This is a genomic window from Stenotrophomonas sp. IS26, assembly GCF_054188265.1.
This window is the reverse complement of sequence record NZ_JBSZJV010000013.1, coordinates 55,471-80,115: the sequence shown is the minus strand read 5'-3', so window position 1 is coordinate 80,115 and position 24,645 is coordinate 55,471. Positions and strand designations below refer to the sequence as shown.

The following is a 24,645-nucleotide window of genomic DNA, read 5'->3' as shown; positions in this document are numbered from 1 at the left end:
GCTGCAACCGCACATATTCCAGCACCGCGCACCGGGCCTTCAAAATAAAACATGGCCGTGACGCCCCGGCAGGAACGGCACGACCATGCACCACACAATCAGGTCATCGGGCTCAATGCGCCGGGGCCGGCAGCGTGTCCGGCAGGTCGGCCACGACCAGCGGCGGCAGCTCGGCCTCACGGCCATCGAGCACCATCGCCAGGCGGTCGCGATCCAGCGCGTTTTCCCAGCGCGAGACCACCACGGTGGCCACCGCATTGCCGATGAAGTTGGTCAGCGAGCGGCATTCGCTCATGAAGCGGTCCACGCCCAGGATCAGCGCCATGCCGGCCACCGGCACTTCCGGCACCACCGCCAGGGTGGCGGCCAAGGTGATGAAGCCGGCACCGGTGACGCCGGCGGCGCCCTTGGAGCTGAGCATCGCCACCAGCAGCAGGGCGATCTGGTGGCCCAGGGTCAGTTCGGTGTTGGTCGCCTGGGCGATGAACAGCGCCGCCAGGGTCATGTAGATGTTGGTGCCGTCCAGGTTGAACGAGTACCCGGTCGGGACCACCAGGCCCACCACGGACTTGCTGCAGCCGGCCTTTTCCATCTTCTCCATCAGCGAGGGCAGCGCCGATTCCGAGGAGGAGGTACCCAGCACCAGCAGCAGCTCGGCCTTGAGGTAGCGGGCCAGCTTGAACACCGAGAATCCGCACAGGCGGCACACCACGCCCAGGATCACCGCCACGAACAGGAAGGCGGTCAGGTAGAACGAGCCGACCAGCCAGGCCAGGTTGACCAGCGAGCCGACCCCGTACTTGCCGATGGTGAAGGCGATCGCGCCGAACGCACCGATCGGGGCGGCCTTCATCAGGATGTGGACCAGGCGGAACACCGGGGCGGTCAGCGCCTCCAGGAAGGTCAGCACCGGGCGGCCCTTGGCGCCGGTCAGGGCCAGCGCGATGCCGAACAGCACCGCCACGAACAGCACCTGCAGGATGTTGCCTTCGACGAAGGCGCTGACCAGGGTGGCCGGGATGATGTCCAGCGCGAAGCCGACCAGGGTCAGCTCATGCGACTTCTGCACATAGCCGTTGACCGCGGTCTGGTCCAGATCGGCCGGGTTGATGTTCATCCCCGCGCCCGGCTGCACCACGTGCGCCACCACCATGCCCACGATCAGGGCCAGCGTGGAGAAGAACAGGAAGTAGGCCATCGATTTGGCGAAGACCCGGCCCACGGTGCGCAGGTGGGTCATGCCGGCGATACCGGTGACGATGGTCAGGAAGATCACCGGGGCGATGATCATCTTCACCAGCTTGATGAAGGCGTCGCCCAGCGGCTTGAGCGATTCGGCGAAGGCCGGCTCGTAATGGCCGAGGATGGCACCGAGAACGATCGCCACCACCACCTGGAAATACAGTTGGCGGTAGAACGGCAGCGGCTTGGCCGCCAGCGGGGCGGTGGTGGGAACGTGCATGGAAAGCTCCGGCAGTGTCACGAAGGATGCCGGCCGCGCTGGGCGGCATCTGGCGTGGCCTTTTTACGCCCGCATCTCGCCAACGCAGATAACCTATTGGTACTAGCCCCCCGGTTCAGCTGGCCGGACTGCCTACACTGCCCAGGCACCGCGCCCCCACGGCGGCGGGTGGCCCGGCAGCGGATCAGGGGGAGAGACCCACAGATTTGCCGTCCGCGGCCGTTGTTGTTCTGCCCCACCCTTATCTAGCAGCTACCGCCCATGCGCCCTACGCCCCTGTTCATCGCCCTGGCCCTGACCACCGCCCCGCTCGCCGCCACCGCGGCCGATTGGGACAACTGGCCGACCAAGACCACCTTCAGTGACGGTACCGAGCTGGCAGCCACTGCCAACATTGCCTACGACCTCAACGACTTCTCCGGCGGCAGTGGCATCGACGATGCCGACGCCGTGCGCCGCAAGGAATTCGGCGCGACCCTGAAGAAGAAGGGCGTGTACGACGCCATGGTCTATTACGACTTCCAGGCCGACACCTGGCTCGACGTGTTCGTGCGCTTGGAAAGCAAGGCCTTCTTCGGCAGCGACATCGGCCGCTTCCGCTTCGGCTACATGAAGACCCCGGTCGGCCTGGATGCCGGCACCTCCTCGCGCGCCGGCAGCTTCCTGGAGACCGCCCTGCCCGTGCAGGCGTTCTACGAAGGCCGCCGCACCGGTGCCGAATGGGTGCTGGAGCGCCCGCAGTACCTGCTGCAGGCCGGCGCCTATGGCGGCAAGGACCTGCAGGGCGACAACCCCGGCACTACCCAGGCCGTGCGTGCGGTGTGGACCCCGGTCAAGGCCGCGGGCGACGTCGTGCACCTGGGCCTGGCTTATTCGCAGGAAAACCCACGCGGTTACCGCGATGGCCGCGATGTCTCGCACCCGGCCAGTGCCCGCCTGCGCGCGCGCCCCGAAGCCGGCTTGACCGATATCCGTCTGGTCGACTCCGGCGCACTGATCACCGCCGACAAGATCGTGCGTACCGGCCTGGAAGGCATCTGGATCCGCGGCCCGTTCTCGCTGCAGGGCGAAGCGCTGCAGACCACGGTCAGCCGTGACGGCAAGCCGGATTACACCGGCAACGGCCAGTACGCGATGGCCAGCTGGATCCTGACCGGCGAATCGCGCCCGTACAACGCCGGTGCCGTGGCCAACGTCAAGCCGGCCCACGACTACGGCGCGGTGGAGCTGGTAACGCGCTACAGCCGTATCGATCTGGACGATGCCGACGTGTTCGGCGGCCGCCAGCACGATTGGACCATCGGCGCCAACTGGTACCTGACCTCGCACTTCAAGTTCCAGGCGAACTACGTCAAGGTCGACGCCAGCCGTCGCGGCGTGCGCAGCCAGCCGGAGATCTTCGAGCTGCGTGCCCAGATGCACTTCTGAGCCCGCCCGGCGGACGCGTTGATGCGCGTCCGCCCTGCCCTGCCTAGACTGACGGCATGTACCGCGTCTCCCGCTATCGTCCCTGGCTGCTGCTCATCGTCCTGATGCTCGGCGGCACGGCGCTGTGCGCGCTGCTGGCCGGGCGCTATGCCCAGCAGCGGGCACTGGACGATGAAAGCCTGCAGGTCCGCCGCCAGCTCGGGCTGTATGCCCAGACCCTGCAGCAGCGCATTGATCGTTTCGGCACCTTGCCGCAGGTGCTGGCGCTCGACCCGGACCTGCACCAGGCGGTCTCGCACCCCTTGAGCGCCGCCGAACGACAGCGGCTCAATCTCAAGCTGGCCCAGGCCAACAATGTCACCCGCGCCTCCACCCTGACCCTGATCGACCGGCACGGCATTGCCGTGGCCGCCAGCAACTGGGACCAGCCGACCAGCAACGTCGGCGAGGACTACAGCTACCGCCCCTACTACCAGCAGGCGATGGCGCGCGGCAGCGGGCACTTCTACGGCATCGGCATGACCACGGCCGTGCCGGGCTACTTCCTCTCCCAGGCGATCTACGACGCCGGCGGCAGCGTGCTCGGCGTGGTCGCGATCAAGATCGAACTGCGCGCGCTCGAACAGGAGTGGCTGCAGAGCCCGGACATCGTGCTGGCCACCGATGCCCACGATGTGGTGTTCCTGGCCAACGGCGATGCCTGGCGCTACCGGCTGCTGCGCCCGCTCGGCCCGCAGGAACGCAACGAGATGCTCGCCACCCGCCAGTACGCGGACCGCTCACTGCAACCCCTGCAGGCACGCACCGTGGAAGTACTGGCCGATGGCGGGCGCATGGTCCGCGTGGAGCAGCCTGCGCTGCCACGGCCGGTGCTGTGGCAGACCCTGGCGCTGAACGAGCCGCAGTGGAAGCTGCACCTGCTGCATGACGCCAGCGCCAGTGCCGCGGTCGGCCGGAGTGCTGCGCTGGCCGCCGGCGGCATCTGGCTGGCACTGTGTTTCCTGGGCCTGTTCGTGCAGCAGCGCCGGCGCCTGGCCGCGCACCGGCAGCGCAGCCGACGCGAGCTGGAGAGTGTGCTCAAGCAGCACGCGCAGGAACTGCGCACCGCCCAGGATGGCGTGCTGCAGGCAGCGCAACAGGCCGACAGCGGTCTCAGCCGCAGCCTGGCGCACCTGCCGCAGGGCGTGGTGGTGATCGACAACGAGCAGAAGCTGGTCGCCTGGAATGCACGGTATCTGGAGCTGTTCCGCTTCCCGACCGGGTTGATCCGGGTCGGCCGGCCGATCGAGGAGATATTCCGCTACAACGCACGCCGCGGCCTGCTCGGCCCGGGGCCGATCGATGAAGCCATCGAGCGTCGCCTGAACCATCTGCGCAGCGGCCGCCCGCACATGCGCGAGAGCGAAAAGGACGACGGCACGGTGCTGGAGATCCGCGGCAACCCGCTCCCCGATGGCGGCTTCGTCACCAGCTATGCCGACATCACTGCCTACAAGAACACCGCACGCGAGCTGCGCTCGCTGGCTGATGCGCTGGAGCATCGCGTGGCCGAGCGCACCCGCGATCTGGATGAAGCGCGCCGGGAAGCCGAGCGCGCCAACCGCTACAAATCGCGCTTCGTGGCCTCGGCCGTGCACGACCTGCTGCAACCGTTGAACGCGGCGCGGATGTTCGTCTCAGTGCTGCGCGGCAAGCTGCAGGGTGACGCCCGCGAGCTCAGCGAGCACGTGGATGCCGCACTGGCCGCGCAGGACGCCATCCTCAACAGCCTGCTGGACATCTCGCGGCTGGAATCGGGCGCGCTGCAGACCCATGTGCGCCCCTTCGCACTGTCACCGCTGCTGGAAACGCTGGCCCGCGAGTTCGGGCTGGCCGCCGACAGCCGCGGCCTGCAGCTGCACTGGGTGGATACGCGTGCCGTGGTGGTGAGCGATGAAGCGCTGCTGCGCCGCATCCTGCAGAACTTCCTCTCCAACGCGCTGCGCTACACCCCGCGCGGCCGCGTGTTGCTCGGCTGCCGCCGTGATGGCGATCAGCTGCGCATCGAAGTGCACGACCAGGGACCCGGTATACCGGAGAGCCTGCAGAGCGAGATCTTCGAAGAATTCCGCCGGTTGGATGACGGTGTAGACCAGGAACGCGGGGCCGGGCTGGGTCTGGCGATCGTGGAGCGGATCGGCCGTCTGCTCGGCCATCCGATCCGGCTGCGTTCCACCCTGGGGCGCGGCAGTGTGTTCTCGATAAGCCTGCCGTTGGGGGCGGCAGCGGACGTGGTGGCCGCACCGGCGCCCGCGGTCGCCCCGGTGGTCGATAGCGGCGATGACAGTCCGTTGCGCCACTGCCGGGTCTGGAGCATCGACGATGATCCGCGCGTCTGCGCCGCCACCCGCGCGCTGTTGGAGCGCTGGGGCTGTGAGGTGGAACTGGCCGACGGGCCGCAGGCCGCGCTCGAGATCGCCTCGGCGTTCAATGTGCCCAAGCTGCTGCTGCTGGATGTGCGCATGGGCCAGTGGCACGGACCAGACCTGTACGAACAGCTGTGCGGCCTGTGGCACGCGCGCCCGCCGGTGATCCTGGTCACCGCAGAGCGCGACGATGCGCTGCGCGCGCAGGCCGCGGAAAACGGCTGGGGGTTCCTGTCCAAGCCGGTGCGCCCGCCCGCTCTGCGGGCCCTGATGACACAGCTGCTGCTACGGCATCGCAGCTGAGCACGCGCCGCTAGACCCCTGCGCCCGCATCCCCTTCCGGCTCCAGGGCCTTCACCAGCACCGCCGCCTGTGTGCGGCTGTGGCATTCCAGCTTCTTCAGAATCGCGGTGACGTGCACCTTGACCGTGTTCTCGGCCAGGCCCAGCTCGTAGGCGATCTGCTTGTTGAGCAGGCCATCGGCCAGGCACAACAGCACGCGGAACTGCTGCGGGGTGAGCTGCGCCAGGCGGGTGGCCAGCAGCGCATCGGATTCGGACCGTTCGGCCGCCATCGCCGGGAACCACACCCCGCCATCGAGCACCGCCGCCACCGCCTGGCCCAGGGTCTCGGCCGGGGCAGACTTGGGAATGAAACCGGCCGCACCAAACTGCTGCGCACGCCGGATCACCCGCGGGTGATCGTTGGAGGACACGATGACCACCGGCACGTCGGGATGCGCACCGCGTACATGCAGCAGCGAGGAGAACCCGCGTGCACCGGGCATGGTCAGATCCAGCAGGACCAGCTCGATCTCCGCATGCTGGTCCAGCGCGCTCTCCAGCGTGGCGGCGCTGGCCACTTCGATCACAGTGACCTGTGGCAGCGCCTGGCGAAGCGAATGCACGACCGCGGCACGCAGCAGGGGATGGTCGTCGGCGACCAGAACGGTGATGTCACTCATGCGCCGATTGTAATGAGGTTAAACGGCCAGCGGAGGCATCCCCAGCATCCCCGAGGTGCCAACCCAACCCTGCCTACACACGTTGAGCGTCTGGAGAAAAGCCCCCTTCGTGTTGAAGGGGGCGCGCCAACGGCGCGGGGTTGAGGTGGAATGCGCGGGCAGCAGGGACGGCGAGGCCGTTGTCGGCCTCACCGTCCCTGCTGCATGCTGCCGCGCCACGCGTCCAGGAACTGGCGCCGCTTGAGCCCGTCCAGGTACACCAGCAAGCCCGGGCCGAGCTGGATCGGGCGGTAGCTGCGCTCTGGCGACGCCCCCCGGCGCTGGCCCGCCGCCGGCAGGATCGGCATCAGCCGCGCCTCGCGCGAGAGCACCTGCTGCCCGCGGGGCGACAGCAGGTAGTCCAGGAACCGGCGGGCTTCCCCGGGGTGCTGGCCGCCACGCGGAATCACCGCAGTACGCAGCATCACCAGGGTGTAGTCCTCCGGCTCGATGATGCCCAACGGTGCACCGGCATCGATGCGGGCCTGCGCATACGATCCCAGCACGTTGTAGACCAGCGAAAGTTGTCCGCTGCTGACCCGGTCCAGCAGCACGCCGGTGCGCTCCTCCAGCTGCACCCGGTTGTCGCCGAGTGCGCCCAGCAGCGCGCCGGCCATGCTGCCGCGCTGACCATCCTGGGTAGCGAGCAGATACCCGACGCTGCTGCGCTGCACGTCGTAGGTGCCCACGCGGCCCAGCAGCGGTGCATCCGGCGCACGCAACAGCTCCAGCAGTTGGCGGCGTGTATGTGGCACGCGCGCCGCCGGCAGCATGCGCGTGTTGTAGACCATCGCGACCGGCTCGTAGCTGATCCCGAACGCCTCGTGCCGCCACTGCGCCCACGCGGGCAGCGCATCAGTCTGTGCCGAGCGATGCGACAGCGCATGCCCGTCGTTGACCAGCTTGGTCTGCAGGTCCATGCCGCTGCTGATCAGCATGTCCGGTGCGGTCGGGCTGCTGCGGTCACGCAGGTAGCGCGCGTACATCTCCTGCGCGATCACGTCCTCATAGATGATCTCGGTGCCCGGGTGCAGCCGCTGGTAATCGGCAATGACAGTCGCAAACACCTCGATATCGGTGGAACCGTGGATGCGCAGCTGCGCGGTCGGCGTGCCCTGAGCGGGAAAGCGCTGCACGTCGCCGGGATCGGCGGATGCAGTGACAGCGACCACCATCAGCAGCAGACCGGTCAGAACGTTCATGCGTGCCTCCTCGGCAGCCGGATGGTGGCGATCAGGCCGCCGCCCACCCGGTTGGACAGATCGATGCAGCCGCCATGGCTGTCCACCACCCGCTTGACGATCGCCAAGCCCAGCCCCGCCCCTCCGGCCGCCGCGCCTTCGCCCCGCGCGAAGCGCTCGAACACGCGCTCGGCATCGGCGGGTGCAATACCGGGGCCATGGTCGGCAATGGTCAACACGCAGTGGCGCTCCTCGGTGGTCAGGGCCACCTGCAACGCGCCGTCACCACCGTATTTGAGCGCATTGTCGATCAGGTTCTTGATCGCTTCGCGCAGCAGCAGTGCATCGCCGTTGACCCACGCCGGATCGCTGGTCACCGCCAGCTGCACGCGGGGGGCCGGCAATGCCTGTGGCACCGCCTCGTGCAGGGCCTGGTGCGCGATCTCGGCCAGGTCAACCAGCGCGAAACGCTGCAGGTTGGCGCGATGGATCACGCTGGCATCGCTGAGCAACTGATTGAGCAACCGGCTCATGTGCGTGGCATTGCGCTCGATGGCCTCCAGGCTGCGGCGCATGTCCTCAGGGTCTTCGTCGTCCAGCGCCAACTGCGCCTGCGCACGCAGCGCGGCCAGCGGGGTGCGCATCTGATGGGCCGCCTCGGCCATGAACGCGCGCAGGGTTTCATTGCTGTTCGAGAGCCGGCCCATGAAGTGATTCAGCGCGCCGACCATCTGGTCCATCTCCTGCGGTGTGGTCGCATCCAGTGGGCGCAGGTCGGAGGGTTCGCGTCTGGACAACTCGCGTTCGACCCTCACCAGCGGGCGCAGCGCACGGTGCACCCCCAGCGCGACCAAGGCCAGCGACAACAGCGACAACACCACGATCGCCACCAGCGCGCGGGTCACCATATCTTGTGCCAGCGCCTCGCGCGCCCGCCGGGTCTGCCCCACCTGCACACGCACCTCCGCCTGCGCGGAGGGTGATGAGACCCGTCGTGAGACCACCACGAAGCGCACCGTTTCACCGCTGTAGGGGGCGTCGAACAACTGCGGGCGATCGGTCGGCGTGCGTGGCGGCGCGGGCAGGTCGTCGTAGCCGGTCACGGTCTGGTTGCGCGCATCGAAGACGCGGTAGAACACGCGGTCTTCCGGTGCCATCGCCAGCAGATCGAGCGCGGCATACGGCAGATCGACCTGCCACTGCGCGTCCACCAGCGCCACCGAATCAACGATCGACAACGCCGAGGACACCAGCAGGTGATCGTAGGAGCGGTTGGCGGCACGCTGGCCATAGTCACGCGCGCCAAAGAACAAGGCGACGGCGAACAGCGCCATCAACCCGCCCAGGTACAGCCACAGCGTGCGCCGGATCGAGGATGGCGCGCGGGCCTCAGTCACCATCGGGACTGCCCTCGGCCGCCGCATCGTGCGCCTCAAGCAGATAGCCACTGCCGCGCACGGTCACGATGCGCAGGGGTGCCTGGGCCAGCTTTCGGCGCAGGCGCCCGACATACAGCTCGATGGCGTTGGGTCCGGCCTCGTCATCGAAGCCGAACAGCCCGTTGCCGATCTCGTCCTTGCCGACCACCTGCCCGAGCCGGCCCATCAGGATCTCCAGCAGCCGGTATTCGCGGTTCGGCAGCTCGATCGGCTGACCGTCCAGGCTGACCCGGTGCGCGGCGTTGTCGAACTGGAAGCCACCGATCTGCACCACCTCGCTGGCCTGCCCACGGGTACGCCGCAACAGCACACGGCAGCGCGCTTCGAACTCGCGGAAATCGAACGGCTTGCCGAGGTAATCATCCGCGCCCACGTCCAATGCCTGCACGCGGTCCTCGATGCCATCACGTGCGGTGAGCATCAATACCGGCGTGCTGTCACCGCGCTCGCGCATGCCGGCCAGCACGCGCAGCCCATCCAGTTTCGGCAGGCCGATATCGAGCACGACCAGATCGAAGGTCTGGTAACGCAGCACGCTCGCCGCGGCCAGTCCATCGCTCTGCCAATCCACGGCATGGCCACTGCGGCGCATGCGGCGGACGATCGCGTCGGCCAGGTCCGGGTTGTCTTCCACCAGCAGGATGCGCATCGGTCGGGATCGGAAAAGGTGCGGGAATGCTAGCGCGTGCGAGCCCCGCCGTGCGCTTCGCTGCGGTGCAGCACTGGCTGACAGGTGGATGACAGCATCCCGGCACTAGGCTGCGCCATCGCGTCATCACCGAACATCCGGTACCTGGGAGGGTCCATGGAACTGAACGCACTGCGCTGGTGCCTGCCGGCCGCCTGCACGCTGTTGTGGGCCGCGCCCGCCTGGGCCGCCGACGACGGCGATGACGACCGGCCGGTCACCGCGACCCTGGGCGGCCGCCTGCACCTGGATTTCGCCGACTTCGACAACGACCGTCGCGGCACCCCGAACAAGGACGACACCGAGATCCGCCGCGCGTGGGTGGATGTCTCCGGCAGGTTCTTCGCCGTCGACTACAAGCTGGAAGCGGATTTCTCCGGTGATCGGGTCGAGGCCAAGGATGTGTTCGTCAGCCGCAGCTTCGGCGATGCCGGCAAGCTCACCGTGGGCCAGTTCAAGCAGTTCTTCTCGCTGGATGACCGCACCAGTTCCAACTACGGCTCCTTCTTGGAGCGCGGCAATGCCGGCACCACGCTGGCGCCGCTGTATCGGCTGGGCGCGTCCTGGCAGGCTGCGCGCGGCGACATGACCTGGGCTGCCAGCGCGTACAGCCTGGAAAGCATCGACGCATGGCAGGTCAAGGGCCGCGCCGCCGGTGGCCGCGCGACCTGGGCACCTGGCGCCACGGCCGGTGATGTCCTGCACCTGGGCCTGTCGCTGGCGCATGAGCGCTACGACAACCCGGGCACGGACGGCGTGCCTGCCTTGCGCATCCGCCCGCGCCCGGCTGGTCATCTGTCCGACAACAGCCGCCTGACCCTGGTCGATTTCTCGGCCGGCCGCGACACCGATGTCAACAAATGGTCGCTGGAGTACGCGCAGGTGCGTGGCCCGCTGTCCTGGCAGGGCGAGTTCAGCGGCGCCACCTTCGATGACGGCAGCCAGCGCGGCAAGGTCCTGGCCGGCTACGGGATGCTCAGCTGGTTCGTCACCGGTGAATCGCGCGTGTACGACTGCAAGACCGGGCGCTTCGGGCGGGTCAAGGATTTCCAGCACACCGCCGGCGCGTTCGAACTGGCGCTGCGTTATGACCAGATGCGGGGCGACCAGCACCTGATCGGCCAGCCCGACCTGCGCGACGGCCAGACCGAGGCGTGGACGCTGGGTGGCAACTGGTACATGCGCCCGAACCTGCGCTTCATGCTCAACCTGATCGAAAGCCGCAACCGCGACCGCCTGGCCGACGCCACCGTGGATCGCACCCGCGCGGTGACCGGCCGCCTGCAGTACGACTTCTGATGCCCACTTTCCGCACCGTTTCCTCTGGAGAATGCAGATGATGCTGAGCATCCTCGGCTTTGGCATGGTCATTACATTCATGTACTTGATCATGAGCAAGCGGCTCTCGCCGCTGGTCGCCCTCATCACCATTCCGATCCTGTTCGCGCTGATCGGCGGCTTCGCGGCCGGCATCGACGACATGATGCTGGAAGGCATCAAGAAGATCGCGCCGACCGGCGTGATGTTGATGTTCGCCATCCTGTACTTCGGGGTGATGATCGATGCGGGCCTGTTCGATCCGCTGGTGCGGATCATCCTGCGCTTCGTCAAGGGCGACCCGATGAAGATCGTGCTCGGCACCGCCATCCTGGCGATGCTGATCTCGCTCGACGGCGATGGCTCGACCACGTACATGATCACCGTGTCGGCGATGCTTCCGTTGTATCAGCGCCTGGGCATGAACGCGTTGAACATGACCTGCGTGACCATCCTCGCCGGCGGCGTGATGAACCTCACCCCGTGGGGCGGCCCGACCGCCCGCGCCGCCACCGCGCTGCACGTGGACCCGGCCGACGTGTTCGTGCCGCTGATCCCCTCGATGGTGATCGCCTGCGCCGGCGTGCTGGTGCTGGCCTGGTACCTGGGCATGAAGGAGCGCCGCCGCCTGGGCGTGGTGACCCTGCCGCAGGGCGGCAGCTGGATGGACAACAGCGTCTCCGATGATGGCAACACGCTGCCGACGGTGGAAGACGCCGAAGACACCAAGCGCCCGAAGCTGCTGTGGGTCAACCTGGGCCTGACCATCGCGCTGATGACCGCGCTGATCCTGGGTGTGCTGCCGATGCCGGTACTATTCATGGTCGGCTTCGCGATCGCCCTGGTGATCAACTACCCGAACCTGGCCGAGCAGCGCCGCCGCGTGGTCAACCATGCCGGCAACGTGCTGTCGGTGGTCTCGCTGATCTTCGCGGCGGGCATCTTCACCGGCATTCTCAACAACACCGGCATGGTCGAGGCGATGTCGCACAGCTTCCTGGCGATCATCCCCGACAGCTGGGGGCCGTACCTGGCGGTGATCACCGCGCTGGCCTCGATGCCGTTCACCTTCTTCATGTCCAACGACGCCTTCTACTTCGGCGTACTGCCGATCCTGTCCGAAGCGGCCGGCAACTACGGCATCACCCCGGTGGAGATGGCGCGCGCCTCGCTGGCCGGCCAGCCGGTGCATCTGCTCAGCCCGCTGGTGCCCTCGACCTACCTGCTGGTCGGCCTGGCCAAGGTGGAGTTCGCCGACCACCAGAAGTTCACCCTGAAGTGGGCGATCGCCATTTCGATGCTGCTGATGTTCGGTGGGCTGCTGTTCGGCCTGTATCCGCTTGCGTCTTGACCCGCCTACCAAGGAGCGTTCCGCCATGACTCTTCGCATCGCTTACGTCACCAGCGCCATGGGCAGTGTCGGCACTGCCATCTGCCAGAAACTGGCCCGCAACGGCCACACCGTGGTGGCCGGCTGCGCACCCAATTCCCCGCGCAAGGCCGCCTGGCTGCGCGAGCAGCGCGAACTCGGCTTTGATTTCATCGCATCGGAAGGCAACGCGGCGGACTGGTCGTCGACCGTGGCGGCGTTCGCGAAGGTGAAGGCCGAGGTCGGCGAGATCGATGTGCTGGTCAACAACGCCGGGGGCAGCCGCGATGTGCTGTTCCGGCAGATGAGTCCGGACGATTGGAACGCGGTGATGGGCTCGAACCTGCATGCGCTGTTCAACATCACCAAGCAGGTGATCGATGGCATGAGCACGCGCGGCTGGGGCCGGATCGTGAACATCGGCTCGGTGAGTGCGCACAAGGGCCAGATCGGCCAGGTGAACTTCGCGACGGCGAAGGCGGCGATGCATGGCTTCAGCCGGGCGTTGGCCAATGAGGTGGCGACGCGGGGTGTGACGGTGAATACGATTTCGCCGGGGTATATCGCGAGTCAGTCGATCAGCAGTTTTCCGCCGGATGTGTTGGATCGTCTGGCAGGTTCGGTGCCGATCCGGCGGCTGGGCAAGCCGGAGGAGGTGGCGAGTCTGTGTGCGTGGTTGGCATCCGATGATGCGGCGTATGTGACGGGTGCGGATTATGCGGTGAATGGTGGTCTGCACATGTTCTGATGGTTTGGCGCATCCCACGTGATGCGTGACCTCCCCCACGAGGTGAGCCGCGATGCTGGTTGGCATCGCGGCTTTTTTTTCTTCCGGGATTTCGGGAACGTTGGGCTACTTGCAATGGCAATGGCAATGGCAACAGAAACAGCAACTGCAACTGCAACTGCAACTGCAACTGCAACGGTGGGGCAAAAGCCGGACTGCAGGCCCGTGTCGCGCTGGGCAGGCACGGGTGGGTTGGCGGGACCCGCTGCAAATACGTCCATGTAAGCTCGTGTGTTGCCATCCATGGCAACACACGGTCCCGCCAACCCACCCGTGCCTACCCTTTGACAGTGAGCTGGTGCGCAACGAAAAAGCCGGCGCTTGGTGCCGCCGTTGCATTGGCTTGGCTTGCTTGGATTCGTTCGCTTCGTTGACTTGCTTGGCCTGCTTGGACCGCTTGCCCTGCTTGGTCCGCTTGGCTCGCTCGGCTCGATTGATCTGCGTAGCTTTCCCAGCTGAGGTGGCTCAGCTCGAGTAGCCTCGGTCTTGTCCGTCTGCGGCGTTGCGTTGCTTCGCCATGGCCACCAGCCAACTGTCGGAGGCGTGGGGTGTGTGGGTTGGCGGGACCGTTGTGCCGCATGGATGCGGCTCACGAGCCCCCATGGATGGGTTTACGGCGCGTCCCGCGAACCCGCACACCCCACGCCTGGCCCAGTCATCTGGGAGGCAAAGCCACCGACCAACGGTCGGTGGCTACCGTTGCCCAAGCAAGCGGAGATCAGAACTCCGCAGCCACCGTCATGAACACCTGACGCGGCGCGCTCGCGTGGATCGCATAGCGCGTGCCGGTCGGATCCGTCGGCGCGAACGAACTGAGCTGGCCGGCATACCGCTTGTTCGTCAGATTGGTCGCATTGAGCGACACCTTGATATCGCGCAGCCCCATGCCCGGCCCGAACGAATACCCCATCCCCGCATCGAACGTCGTCACGCCCGGCACCGACTGGTCGTTGGTGTAGGTGTAATAACGCTTGCCCGTGTACTTCGCGCGCAGACTCGCGAAGAAGCCATCCCGGTTCCAGCTGATCTCACTGGAGGCCATGCGCTCGGGGGTGTCCACCGTGATCTTGCCGGCCACCGGCACGATCGCACCGCCCGAGGTGTAGTCGTCCTCGTAGGTGGTCTTGTTCCACGAGAGCGCGTTGTACCACTGCAGGCCATCCATCGGCTTGAGGATGAAGGTCAGTTCCGCGCCGCGGCTTCTCACCGAGCCCACGTTGATGAAGCGCGTGATGCACTCCGGGCGCGTGCCCACTTCGATGCTGGTGCAGGGGTTGAGCGAGAGCAGGCGGTTGTCGAACGTCACGTGATAGGCCGCGATCGAGGCCTGGTACTTTTCGCCGAAGGTACGGAAGCCGGCTTCCAGCGTCTTGGACTTCTCCGGTTCCAGCCCGGCGCTGGCCGCGAAGGATTCCGGCGAGACCTGCAGCGGGCCGCCGCTGCCACCACCGACGAAGGCGGCGATGTTCTCCGAGTAGGAGGCGAAGACTTCCTGGTTCGGGCTCAGCTTGAAGCCGATGCCGGCCTGCGGCAGTACCGATTCCTTGGCGGTCAGGGTGCCGGAGGCGTAGCTGGCTTCGGTGCCCGGCTTGGCGTTGGCGGTCATGCGCGTGTTCGGGCTCTTGATGCCCACATCCACGGTCAGGCGGTCGTCCAGGAAGCGCATGCGGTCCTGCACGTAGAACTGGCGCGTGCGGATGTCGAAGTCCTGATCGAACAGGCGGCGGTCCGGATGGTTGAGGTAGCCGTCATCCAGGAACGGGCCGGTGATGTAGTAGAAGTTGCGCTCCACGTTGTGGTCGTTGCGCTCGTACCACAGCCCCGCTTCCAGCGAATGGATGCCCCATTGCCAGCTCAGTGCGGCGGTGATGCCCTGGCGGTTGATGGTGTAGTTGGTGCTGCGGATGGAGATCGGGAGCATCTCCGGCGTCCCCGGGTTGGAGGGCTGGCCCGGTGCCCACCAGTGGCCCTGGCCGCGGTTCTCGTGGTGGTAGCCAAGCAGCTTCAGGCGGGCGCTGTCGCCCAGCGCGAGGTCGGCATCCAGCGAGTACAGGTTGTCGTCGCGCAGCGCGCGGCTCTGGTAGTACGCGTCGTCGATGCTGTTGACGCCACCGGTGAACGCGCACTTCTGCGCGTTGTAGGTGCCCGGTGCGCAGTAGGCGGCGGCGACCGCGCGATCCCAGTCCGGCGCATAGATGTTCCAGTCCCAGCCGAGGCCACGCGCGAGCATGCTCTTGGACAGGTAGGCGTAGTTGGCCTGGCTCACGCGCGAGGTGGCAGCGAAGGCACCGAAGCGGTTGTCACCCACGTTCCAGATCGCCTTGGCGTTGAACTGGCGGGTGGTCTGGTTCTGGTTCGGTTCGGCCCACATGTCCGAATCCTGATGCACGCCGGACACATAGGCCGAGAAGCCGTTGATGTCGCCGGTGTCCACGCGCAGGTAGCCGCGGCGCTGGTTGTCATCGCCGACGGTGACGCTGGCCTTGCCGCCGAACTCGGTGGACGGGTCCTGCGAGAAGTACTGGATGGTGCCGCCGAGGTTGCTGGTCGAGGCGACGCCCAGGGAGCCGATGCCCTGCGACAATTCTGCGCCGGCGAGATTCTCGGCGATCAGCGCACGGGCGATGCTCAGGCCGTTGTAGTTGCCGTAGCTGTTGTCGCCCAGCGGAATGCCGTCCAGCGTGTAGCCCAGGCGGCTCTTGTCGAAGCCGCGCAGGCTGATCGTCTGCGATTCTTCGTTGGCGCCGAAGGCATCGTTGGACTGCACGGATACACCCGGCAGGCGATCGAGGATCTTCTGGCCGCTGGTGCCCGGCGGCAGCACTTCCTTGTCCACGGCCGTGATGCGCTGCACCTGGCGGGTCTCGCCCTGGCCGATCACTGAAACGGTATCCAGGGTCTGCGCGCTGAGCGCGACGTTGGCAGCGGCGGTGGCGTCTACATCGGCAGCGTCGGCGTTGGCAGCGCACAGCGCGAGCGCCACCGCGATCGTCAGGGGTCGGGTAAGCATGGTCGTCCGTTACATGGGGGAAGATGACCTGCGCAACGCAGGTGCATGACCAGCATGCGAGCGGAAGATGAAAGGATCTTTACGATGCGGGTCATCGCAGATGAATTGCGATGCAGTGCTCACTAACGCATGGGAGCGCGCGGAGGGAGCGCGAGGCAGCCGGCCAGCGGCCGGCACTACTCTGGGGCGAGCTGATCCATGCGGATGCGGTTGGCGAACAGTGAGAATGCGAGCATGCCGGCCAATCCGTTCGCGCGGCTGACCCAATGCGGCAGCCAGCGCGGCGGGCGCAGGATGCCTTCTTCAAACAAGGGGGCGAAGGCGATCGCGTCGGTCAGCGACATCTTGCCGGCGAACAGCCAGCGGCAGACCTGCAGGCGGTCTTCGGCGAGCATGTGGCGGAAGAAGGTATGCACGGAGACCAGCCCGCGCAGATACACCGTGTCCTTGGTGAAGGCCGCGCCGCCGCCCGGGGGTACCCCGCGGAACACGCGCTGGGCGGAGGCGAAGCTCTCTTCGTTGTTCTGGCCGGCCTCGCAGAAGTAGCGGAACACCTCGATGAAATCGGCCCCTTCGCGCGCCATGGCGATGGCTTCGGTGCGCAGGCTGATGCGCTTGAGGCGCTCGATGTCGATGCTGCCGGTGATCTGCTCGGCAAAGGTCGCCAGCCCTTCCTGGGTGGCGGTGACCCGCGGCGAGGACAGCGCCAGGCTGGGCAGGTGCGGCTGCTCGCGGCCGTTGAGTGCAGTCAGCGAATGCACCAGCGCCTCGTGGTGGAACAGCTGCGCACGGTCGTAGGCACTGAAGCGTGCACTGGTGCGCAGGCGGATCCGGTTCGGGCCGGCCGCCGCCTTGGAGATCAGGTCGGGATCCAGCTGGACGCTGATGATGCGTGACTCAAAGAACGCATCCAGATCACTCTGCAGCTGCAGTTGCAGCGCGGTGGCCGAGACCGGCACCTGTTCTTCCGGCGCGAGCAACTCGTGGTCCAGTTCCTGCGCGATCTGGATGAAGTGGCGGGCGGCATCGCGGGTGCTGGGGCCGTTGCCCGGCAGCGGCTGCTCGGGCGCGCCGAACAGCTCCACCGAGTAACGATCCACCTCGGCGGTGCCCAACGATTCCAGCAGGCCGGCGGCCTGGTCCCAGCTGTGCGCCGAGCGCTGCACGTACAGGCCGATGGGATGGTCGGGATCGCATTGCGCGCTGATCGCGGCCAGCCGATGGCGGGTATCGGTGAAATCGAGCTTGGGGTAGTCGACCTGCGGCAGCACCGGCTGACCGCGGGCGACGCTGGCCAGGAACGGCGCCTGCAGCGCGGCCGGCCAGCTGGTCAGTCCCAGCAGTTTGATCCCGCCTACCGCCTCGACCAGTTGTGCGTCGAGCGCGGTGTGGTGGGCAACGTCACGATCCACGGTCATTGGCGTGTCCATGGACGGACAGTAGCAAAAGCTATCGCCGGCCGCCCTTTCCGCCCGGGCGCCACTGCGCACCCTTGCCGACGTGCTTGCGCTCGATGGCCTGCTGCGCCTGGCGCACGGCCAGTTTGGCGGCGGCGGCGGCGACTTCTTCCTTCAGCTTGAAGTAGTTGAGCAGGCGCTCTTCATCCAGCGTGCCGTCATCGATGGCCGCACGGATCGCACAGCCCGGCTCACGCTGGTGGGCGCAGTCGCGGAAGCGGCACTGCGCCGACAGGGCTTCCACGTCGGAGAAGCCGCCTTCGCTCAGGGCCTCCTCGCCGGTCGGCTTGAGCTCGCGCATACCGGGTGTATCGATCAGGCAGGCCCCGGCCGGCAACGGAATCAGTGCACGGTGGGTGGTGGTGTGGCGGCCGCGCGAGTCGTTGACGCGCACATCGGCCGTCTTCATGCGCTCATGCCCAAGCAGCGTATTGGTGAGGGTCGACTTGCCCGCACCGGAGGAGCCGACCAGTACCACGGTCTGGCCAGCGGCGAGCCACGGCAACAGGGCCGAGGCGCTGGCCGGGTCCTTGCCGTTGATCGCCAGCAGCGGAATGTTCTGCGCCGCCAGTTCTTCCAGCACGTCCAGAGCATCCTGGCTGTACTCGGTCTGGTCGGCCTTGGTCAGCACCACCACCGGCTGTGCACCGCCCCCGCCGACCAGCAGCAGGTAGCGCTCGATCCGGCGCGGATTGAAGTCCGCATCCAGCCCGCAGACGATGAACACCGTATCGATGTTGGCCGCGATCACCTGCTGGTGGTAATGCTCGCCGGCCGCGCCGCGCTTGATCGCGGTGCGCCGCGGCAGCAGGGCAACGATCTTGATGCCCTCCAGCAGCACCCAGTCGCCGACCGCCGCGCGCTCGTGGCTGGGGAAGCGTGGGCGCTGCCATTCCGGCGGGGACTCGGTCTTGATCGCCGCTTCCGGCGCATCGGAGACGATGTACCCGGTGCGATGCTGCTCGATCACTCGGCCCGGGCGTGCCTGCGGGAACTGCTCGAACAGGGCCTGCCAAGCCGGCAGTTCGGGGCCGCCCGGCCAAGGCCAGCCAATGGTCTGCAGGGCAAGGTAATCAGTGGGTTCGCTCATCGTGCCCATTCTAAAGGGTGTGGCCACCAGGCGTCGCCGCAGGGGACCGGCGCAGGCGTGGACGGACGGAAATCCTTTCATCTGCAACTGCCTTGCAGGGCCGGGCGTTGGGCCGGAAACGCTTGCCCTGCAACGCAACAATTCCGCTACCATGCGGTTTCCATGCCTGAATGACGGCCCGTTCATGTCCACGCCCCCGCTGAAGCCGCTCGCCACCCGCGAGCGCCTGTCCGAAGTCCGCTACGAGATCCGGGGCGAACTGGCGCGACGAGCGCGGGAGCTGGAGGCCCAGGGCCGCAAGCTGATCAAGCTCAACATCGGCAACCCGGGCAACTTCGGGTTCCGGGCGCCGGAGCACCTGCAGCGTGCGATCGCCGATGACATGGGCCGCACCGATCCGTACACCCACCAGCAGGGCCTGCCGGAGGCGCGCGAAGCCATCGCCGCCGCCTACGCCCGGCGCGGTGCACCCGATGCGCACCCGGACCGCGTATTCATCGGCAATGGCGTCAGCGAGCTGATCGACCTGTCGCTGCGCGCTCTGCTCAACCCGGGCGACGAAGTGCTGGTGCCCTCGCCGGATTACCCGCTGTGGTCGGCCGCGACGATCCTCAACGATGGCCGCCCGGTGTATTACCGCTGCGCACCGGAGAACGGCTTCCAGCCCGACCCGGTCGAGATCGAGGCGCTGGTGTCCTCGCGCACCCGCGCGATCGTGCTGATCAACCCGAACAACCCCAGCGGCGCCAGCTACTCGCGCGAGCTGCTGGAGCGCATCGTCGCCATCGCCGCCAAGCACAACCTGCTGCTGATGGTCGATGAGATCTACGACCAGATCCTCTACGACGATGCGCAGTTCCATGCGGTCGCGCCACTGGCCGGCGACCACCCGTGCATCACCTTCAGCGGCCTGAGCAAGGTGCATCGCGCCTGTGGCTGGCGCGTGGGCTGGGCGATGCTGTCCGGCGCGGCCGAACGGCTGGGCGAGTTCCGTGCGGCGATGGACCTGCTCAGCGCGCTGCGCCTGTGCGCCAACGTGCCGGGCCAGTACGCCATCGATGTGGCGGTCAACGGGCCGGACACCATCTCGCCGCTGTGCGCACCCGGTGGCCGTCTGTATGAAACCCGCCGCGCGGTGATCGAGGCCTGCAACGCCAGCGAGCATCTGTCGCTGGTGGCTCCGGCCGGCGCGCTGTACGCATTCCCGGCGGTGGTCGGTGCGGCGGCACGCAGCTTCGATGACCATGATTTCGCGCTGGAACTGATGAACGAAGAAGGCGTACTGGTGGTCCCGGGCTCGAGCTTCAACGTGCCTTACCGCCACCACTTCCGCGTGACGCTGCTGCCCGAGCCGGAGGTGATGCGCGATGTGTTCGCCCGCATCGACCGAGCCCTGGCACGCCGTGCCGAGGCCAACACCAAGGTGGTGCCGCTCAAGCCGCGCAGCGCGGTGGCCTGATGGGCCTGCCGTACCTGGCGCTGGGCGATTCCTACACGATCGGCGAAGGTGTCGAGCCGGCCGGGCGCTGGCCGATGCAGTTGGCCGCGGCCCTGCGCGATATCGGCGTGGCTGTGGATGACCCGAGCATCATCGCCACCACCGGCTGGACCACCGATGAGCTTGAGGCCGGCATCGACGCCGACGCACCGCAGGGTCCCTTCGAGCTGGTGAGTCTGCTGATCGGGGTCAACGATCAGTATCGCGGGCGCAGCGTGGACGAGTACCGCCCGCGTTTCACCGCCCTGCTGCAGCGCGCGCTCGCCTTCGCCGGCGACCGTGCACCGCGCGTGCTGGTCCTGTCGATACCGGACTGGGGCGTGACCCCCTATGCCATGGCGTCCGGCCGCGACCGCGTGCAGATCGGGCAGGAACTGGATGCCTACAACGCTGCCGCTGCAGCGATCTGCGCCGAGCATGACGTGGCCTTTGTCGACATCACGGACCTGAGCCGCCAGCTGGGCGGCGAGAGCGTCATGCTGGCCGAAGATGGTCTGCATCCGTCCGCCGCGATGTACACGCTGTGGCACCAGCGCGCGTTCGAAGTGACGCGCGTGCTGTGGGCGGAGCCGACCCGCTGAGCGAGGCCGCGCTGCCGCTGGGCAGGGAGCAGGCCCGCCGGATCGCCACGGCGTTCCTGCCGGCACAGTGGTTCGGCAACCGTCGCGATTATTACTACAGCCGCGGCAAACTCGGCAGCGATCCACTGTATCCCGGCGTGCTCGGCGCATTGAACGATGCCCCTGCCGTGCCCTTGCTGGATATCGGCTGCGGCCTCGGGCTGCTGGCCCACGTGCTGCGCGAGCATGGCAATGTATTGCCGTATCACGGCCTGGACATCGACGCCGGCAAGGTCGCCCGCGCCGAACAGGCCAGCGCCCGCGCCGCGCTGCCACAGGCACGGTTCACCTGCATGGATGCCAGTGCCGCCCTGCCCGCCCACCTCGGCAACGTCGCGTTGCTGGACGTGCTGCAGTACCTGCCCGCGCCCGCGCAGGCGCAACTGCTGCACGATGCCGCCGCGCGCGTGGCCCCCGGGGCGCGGCTGGTGATCCGCACCACGTTGGCTGACCACAGTGGCCGCGACCACGCCACGCGGATCACCGACATGCTCGCGCATCTGGTGGGCTGGATGGGCACGCGCCCACGCCACTACCTCGACGCCGAGAGCCTGCACACCCCGCTGGAAACCGCCGGGCTGCACCTGCGGATGACACCGCTGTACGGCAATACCCCGTTCAACAACTGGCTGATCGTCGGCGATCGTCCGCTCGCTGCGTAGTCGCCGTGGCTCGCGCCGCCGACCGCACGCGCGCATACTCGCCCCCCTTTCCGGCACGGAGCCGCCCATGCAAAGACAGACTCGACATTCCGCGCTGGGCATCGCCGCGCTGATCGTCAGCGCCTGTGGCCTGGTGATGCTGCTGCTGAGCATGCATTACGCGCATGCGCCCGAACACGCGGCCATGCGCGAGCTGCCGTGGTCGCTGGCGGCGCTGCTCGGCAGCAGTGTCGGCCTGGCCATCCTGGCCCTGCTGCTCGGCCTGGGCAGCGTGCTGCAGCCGCGCCGGCGCCGCCTGTTCGGCATCATCGCGCTGCTGGTGACGCTGGGTCTACTGATCGCACAGCTGTCGCTGGGCGGTTGGATCCGCGACCAGTGGCATGCCTCGCATCCGCCAACAGACGCCGCGGCCGCGCAGCCCCTCGCCCCCTGATTCCCCGTTTCATCGCATCGACAAGGAGCCCTGATGCACCCCCCTCATTCCGGCATGGGTATTGCCGCGTTCATTACCGCCCTGTGCGGTGCCGTGTTGATGCTGGGCCTGATCGTCGTGGCCGGCGTTATCGAAACCACGACCCCCGGCGGCATGGAGGAGACCTCGATGTCGGCGATCCTGGTCGGCCTCAGCCTGATGTGCACCGCGCTGATGCAGCTGGTGGCCTTCGGCCTGGGCGTGGCCGGTGCATTGCAGGCAGACCGCCGCCGTGTGTTTGCGATCCTCGGCCTGGTGATCTCGATCGGCAGCATCCTCGGTGTGGTGCTGCTGATGATCATCGGCTCGCTGAGCTGATCCCGGCCTGCGCCGGGTACCGAGCTGGCGTCAGTCCGGCAGACCCGCGTGCAGGCCACGTGCCTGCACCGCCTGCAGCACCGCCTCGATGATGGCCAGGTTGTGGCCATGAGCGGCGCCCTCGTGCAGCAGCACGATACTGCCCGGCGCCAGATCACGGGTGATCCGTTCGACCACCTGATCGGGCCTGCACTCCACCCCGTCGAAACCGCGCGCGCTCCAGCCGACCCGGGTCAGCTGCCACTGTTTCAACGCAGGGGCCACGAATGGATTGGTCATCCCGACCACCGAGCGGTACCAGCGCGGTGGCGTGCCGGCGATTGCGGTGAGGGCCTGCTGGCATTGCGCGATCTCCGCGGCCATGGCCTGTCGCCCCAGCCGCCAGAAACGCGCTTGCGGGTGGCGGTGGCTGTGGTTGCCCAGGCTGTGCCCGCGGGCCAGCATCGCGCGGACCAGGTCCGGCTGCGCCTGCGCGCGTTCACCGACCAGGAAAAAGGTCGCCCTGGCCTCGTAGCGGTCCAGCAGATCGAGCACCGCCGGGGTGTCCGCCGACGGGCCATCATCGATGGTCAGCCAGACCTTGCGGGCATCGCCGGGCAGGCGGCTGAGCACGGGGGCGTAGAAGCGGCTGTTGGGGAGGAACACCGGCACCATGAACAGGGCATGGGTCGCCACCATCAGCGGCAGGCCGTAGCGCCAGCCCCAGGCGGCCCAGACCAGCACCACCAGCAGCTGCGACAGCACCAGCCACGGCAGCCAGCGCCAGGGGCGACGGGGAATGCGATACAACGTTTCCGGTACGGTCATGCCCCATGATGCCATGCCGCGTAGAATAGGCGGTTCGCATATCCGGACCCTGACCGTCATGTCCCTTGATCCCGCCCTGCGCTCGCGCATCGAATCCATTCTCAACGCCAACCGCGTCGTGCTGTTCATGAAGGGTCAGCCGAGCATGCCGCAGTGCGGTTTCTCGGCAAAAGCCGTCGGCGCCCTGCAGGACCTCGGGGTGGAGTTCGACCACGTCAACGTGCTCGCCGACGCCGACATCCGCGAAGGCATCAAAGCCTATGGCGAGTGGCCGACCATTCCGCAGCTGTACATCGATGGCGAGCTGATCGGTGGCAGCGACATCATCCTGCAGATGGCCGGCAACGGTGAGCTGAGCAGCGTGCTGGGCCTGGCCGCACCGGACCGCACCCCGCCGCGCATCACCGTGACCCCGGCCGCCGTGGAAATGCTGCGTGGCGCGCTGGCCGATTCCCCGGGTGCCTCGTTGCAGCTGGGCATCGACGCGCGCTTCCAGCCGAACTTCCAGCTGGCCCCGCACGATGACAACGCGATCGCCGCCGAGTCCAACGGCCTGCGCGTTCAGTTCGATCTGGCCAGCGCCCGCCGCGCTGAAGGCATCACCATCGACTGGGTCGACGACATCCGCGGCAAGGGCCTGGCGATCGACAACCCGAACGCGCCCAAGGCCGTGCAGGAACTGAGCGTGCGCGACGCCGACGACCAGCTGCGTGCCGGCAGCATCACCGTGGTCGACGTGCGCCCGGCCGACGAACGTGCGATCGCGGCGATCAACGCGCCGTTCGAGACCTTCGATGGCGACAACCGCGCCCGCCTGGAAGCCTTGCCCAAGGACACCGCGCTGGCCTTCCTGTGCCACCACGGTGGCCGCAGCGCACAGGCCGCCGAGCAGTTCCGCGCCCTGGGCTTCACCAAGGTGTCCAACATCACCGGCGGCATCGACGCCTGGTCGAACGAGGTGGACAACGGCGTGCCGAAGTACTGATCTTCAGCACGTTGCGGGAAAGAAAAACGCCGGCATTGCCGGCGTTTTTTTGTTCGTGGCGCCGGTGGCGTCCATCCACCGGTCAACCCGCAAACCCACCTTCGGCCAGGTAATCCAGCTCCTCCGGCGTCGGCATCCGCCCCAGCACCGCATTACGGTGCGGGAAACGGCCAAAGCGGCGGATGATGTCGCGATGCAGTTCGGCGAACTGCAGGTATTCCTTGTCGCCCAGCGCATCGAACATCGCCACCGAACGCTCCTGGTCCTGCGGATCCTCGGAGTGTTCGAACGGCAGGTAGATGAAGGCCCGCAGCTTGGGCACCAGCTGCAGGTCCAGTCCTTCCTCTACCGCACGCATGGCGTAGTGTCGCGCCAGGCCATCGGTGGCATAGGAATGCGCCGTATCGCGGAAACAATTGCGCGGGAACTGATCGAGCAGGATCATCAGTGCGAGCGCGCCTTCGGCGCTGCTCAGCCAATGCTCGCGGGCGCGGCGGGCGGCAGCGAAATGTTCTTCCTGGAACTGCTGGCGGAAGCGCGCGTCGAACGCGTCATCGCGCGTGAACCACTGCTGCGGTCCAGCGTCGCGCCAGAATTCCACTACTTGTGCCGCCACGTCCATTTACTACCCCTGTAGGTGGCGCCCC

General features: G+C 67.3%; 21 protein-coding genes. 11 read left to right on the top strand and 10 right to left on the bottom strand.

Annotated features, from left to right (window positions below):
• Positions 1–112: 112 nt before the first annotated feature.
• Positions 113–1,462: a dicarboxylate/amino acid:cation symporter gene (locus tag ACW6W5_RS12680; protein ID WP_121039654.1), complete on the bottom strand. Its 1,350-nt coding sequence runs from the start codon at positions 1,460–1,462 to the stop codon at positions 113–115.
• A gap of 261 nt (positions 1,463–1,723) precedes the next feature.
• Here ACW6W5_RS12680 and ACW6W5_RS12675 point away from each other — a divergent pair, with 261 nt between their 5' ends.
• Positions 1,724–2,890 (top strand): OprO/OprP family phosphate-selective porin, encoded by a 1,167-nt coding sequence (locus ACW6W5_RS12675; RefSeq protein WP_152154237.1) that lies wholly within the window; start codon positions 1,724–1,726, stop codon positions 2,888–2,890.
• A gap of 56 nt (positions 2,891–2,946) precedes the next feature.
• Entirely contained in the window at positions 2,947–5,598 is a 2,652-nt protein-coding gene (locus tag ACW6W5_RS12670) for a hybrid sensor histidine kinase/response regulator (RefSeq protein WP_152154235.1), read from the top strand.
• 10 nt (positions 5,599–5,608) lie between these two features.
• Here ACW6W5_RS12670 and ACW6W5_RS12665 read toward each other — a convergent pair whose 3' ends face one another.
• From ACW6W5_RS12665 to ACW6W5_RS12650, 4 genes are all read right to left on the bottom strand, one after another.
• Complete coding sequence (locus ACW6W5_RS12665; protein WP_123730234.1) at positions 5,609–6,259, bottom strand: LuxR C-terminal-related transcriptional regulator; 651 nt, start codon at positions 6,257–6,259, stop codon at positions 5,609–5,611.
• Positions 6,260–6,447: 188 nt separating this feature from the next.
• Positions 6,448–7,500: an ABC transporter substrate-binding protein gene (locus ACW6W5_RS12660; RefSeq protein WP_152154233.1), complete on the bottom strand. Its 1,053-nt coding sequence runs from the start codon at positions 7,498–7,500 to the stop codon at positions 6,448–6,450.
• Complete coding sequence (locus ACW6W5_RS12655; RefSeq protein WP_193222864.1) at positions 7,497–8,879, bottom strand: sensor histidine kinase; 1,383 nt, start codon at positions 8,877–8,879, stop codon at positions 7,497–7,499. Before ACW6W5_RS12655 ends, ACW6W5_RS12660 begins: the two co-directional genes overlap by 4 nt.
• Positions 8,869–9,567: a response regulator transcription factor gene (locus ACW6W5_RS12650; protein ID WP_152154229.1), complete on the bottom strand. Its 699-nt coding sequence runs from the start codon at positions 9,565–9,567 to the stop codon at positions 8,869–8,871. The genes ACW6W5_RS12655 and ACW6W5_RS12650 overlap by 11 nt, the downstream gene beginning before the upstream one ends.
• 156 nt (positions 9,568–9,723) lie before the next feature.
• On the opposite strand from ACW6W5_RS12650, the gene ACW6W5_RS12645 reads away from it, so the two are divergent.
• Genes ACW6W5_RS12645 through phbB form a run of 3 tightly spaced genes read left to right on the top strand, consistent with a single transcriptional unit; the run spans position 9,724 to position 13,040 of the window.
• Positions 9,724–10,905 carry an OprO/OprP family phosphate-selective porin gene (locus ACW6W5_RS12645; protein ID WP_152154227.1) on the top strand — a complete coding sequence of 394 codons (1,182 nt, stop codon included), beginning with the start codon at positions 9,724–9,726 and terminating at the stop codon, positions 10,903–10,905.
• A gap of 40 nt (positions 10,906–10,945) precedes the next feature.
• Complete coding sequence (locus ACW6W5_RS12640; protein ID WP_070473693.1) at positions 10,946–12,274, top strand: CitMHS family transporter; 1,329 nt, start codon at positions 10,946–10,948, stop codon at positions 12,272–12,274.
• A 25-nt stretch (positions 12,275–12,299) separates the two neighbouring features.
• On the top strand, positions 12,300–13,040 hold the full coding sequence (gene phbB / locus ACW6W5_RS12635; RefSeq protein WP_088432597.1) for an acetoacetyl-CoA reductase: 741 nt from the start codon (positions 12,300–12,302) through the stop codon (positions 13,038–13,040).
• 757 nt (positions 13,041–13,797) lie between these two features.
• Here the strand turns inward: phbB and ACW6W5_RS12630 are convergent.
• The 3 genes from ACW6W5_RS12630 to rsgA form a co-directional block, all read right to left on the bottom strand.
• A complete protein-coding gene (locus ACW6W5_RS12630) occupies positions 13,798–16,089 on the bottom strand; it encodes a TonB-dependent receptor (RefSeq protein WP_458233649.1) in 2,292 nt (763 codons plus the stop codon).
• Between the two features lie 176 nt (positions 16,090–16,265).
• The gene (locus ACW6W5_RS12625; RefSeq protein WP_152152193.1) at positions 16,266–17,507 is read right to left on the bottom strand and encodes a flavohemoglobin expression-modulating QEGLA motif protein; all 1,242 of its coding nucleotides are present in this window, start codon (positions 17,505–17,507) and stop codon (positions 16,266–16,268) included.
• A gap of 31 nt (positions 17,508–17,538) precedes the next feature.
• Positions 17,539–18,636, bottom strand: coding sequence for a ribosome small subunit-dependent GTPase A (gene rsgA / locus ACW6W5_RS12620; protein WP_428999825.1), 1,098 nt, complete (start codon positions 18,634–18,636; stop codon positions 17,539–17,541).
• A 184-nt stretch (positions 18,637–18,820) separates the two neighbouring features.
• Here rsgA and ACW6W5_RS12615 point away from each other — a divergent pair, with 184 nt between their 5' ends.
• The 5 genes from ACW6W5_RS12615 to ACW6W5_RS12595 all read left to right on the top strand — a co-directional run bounded on the left by ACW6W5_RS12615 (position 18,821) and on the right by ACW6W5_RS12595 (position 22,206).
• Positions 18,821–20,095, top strand: coding sequence for a pyridoxal phosphate-dependent aminotransferase (locus tag ACW6W5_RS12615; RefSeq protein ID WP_152152195.1), 1,275 nt, complete (start codon positions 18,821–18,823; stop codon positions 20,093–20,095).
• The gene (locus tag ACW6W5_RS12610; protein ID WP_152152197.1) at positions 20,095–20,715 is read left to right on the top strand and encodes an SGNH/GDSL hydrolase family protein; all 621 of its coding nucleotides are present in this window, start codon (positions 20,095–20,097) and stop codon (positions 20,713–20,715) included. The genes ACW6W5_RS12615 and ACW6W5_RS12610 overlap by 1 nt, the downstream gene beginning before the upstream one ends.
• 17 nt (positions 20,716–20,732) lie before the next feature.
• The gene (locus ACW6W5_RS12605; RefSeq protein WP_193222785.1) at positions 20,733–21,416 is read left to right on the top strand and encodes a class I SAM-dependent methyltransferase; all 684 of its coding nucleotides are present in this window, start codon (positions 20,733–20,735) and stop codon (positions 21,414–21,416) included.
• Between the two features lie 67 nt (positions 21,417–21,483).
• Complete coding sequence (locus ACW6W5_RS12600) at positions 21,484–21,849, top strand: hypothetical protein (protein WP_121039696.1); 366 nt, start codon at positions 21,484–21,486, stop codon at positions 21,847–21,849.
• Between the two features lie 33 nt (positions 21,850–21,882).
• Positions 21,883–22,206 carry a hypothetical protein gene (locus ACW6W5_RS12595; RefSeq protein WP_121039699.1) on the top strand — a complete coding sequence of 108 codons (324 nt, stop codon included), beginning with the start codon at positions 21,883–21,885 and terminating at the stop codon, positions 22,204–22,206.
• 30 nt (positions 22,207–22,236) lie between these two features.
• Here the strand turns inward: ACW6W5_RS12595 and ACW6W5_RS12590 are convergent, their stop codons facing one another.
• Positions 22,237–23,013, bottom strand: coding sequence for a polysaccharide deacetylase family protein (locus tag ACW6W5_RS12590; protein WP_121039702.1), 777 nt, complete (start codon positions 23,011–23,013; stop codon positions 22,237–22,239).
• Between the two features lie 58 nt (positions 23,014–23,071).
• Here ACW6W5_RS12590 and grxD point away from each other — a divergent pair, with 58 nt between their 5' ends.
• Positions 23,072–23,998, top strand: coding sequence for a Grx4 family monothiol glutaredoxin (gene grxD / locus ACW6W5_RS12585; protein ID WP_121039705.1), 927 nt, complete (start codon positions 23,072–23,074; stop codon positions 23,996–23,998).
• 82 nt (positions 23,999–24,080) lie between these two features.
• Here the strand turns inward: grxD and ACW6W5_RS12580 are convergent, their stop codons facing one another.
• A complete protein-coding gene (locus ACW6W5_RS12580) occupies positions 24,081–24,620 on the bottom strand; it encodes a DUF924 family protein (RefSeq protein ID WP_152152200.1) in 540 nt (179 codons plus the stop codon).
• Positions 24,621–24,645 lie beyond the last annotated feature (25 nt).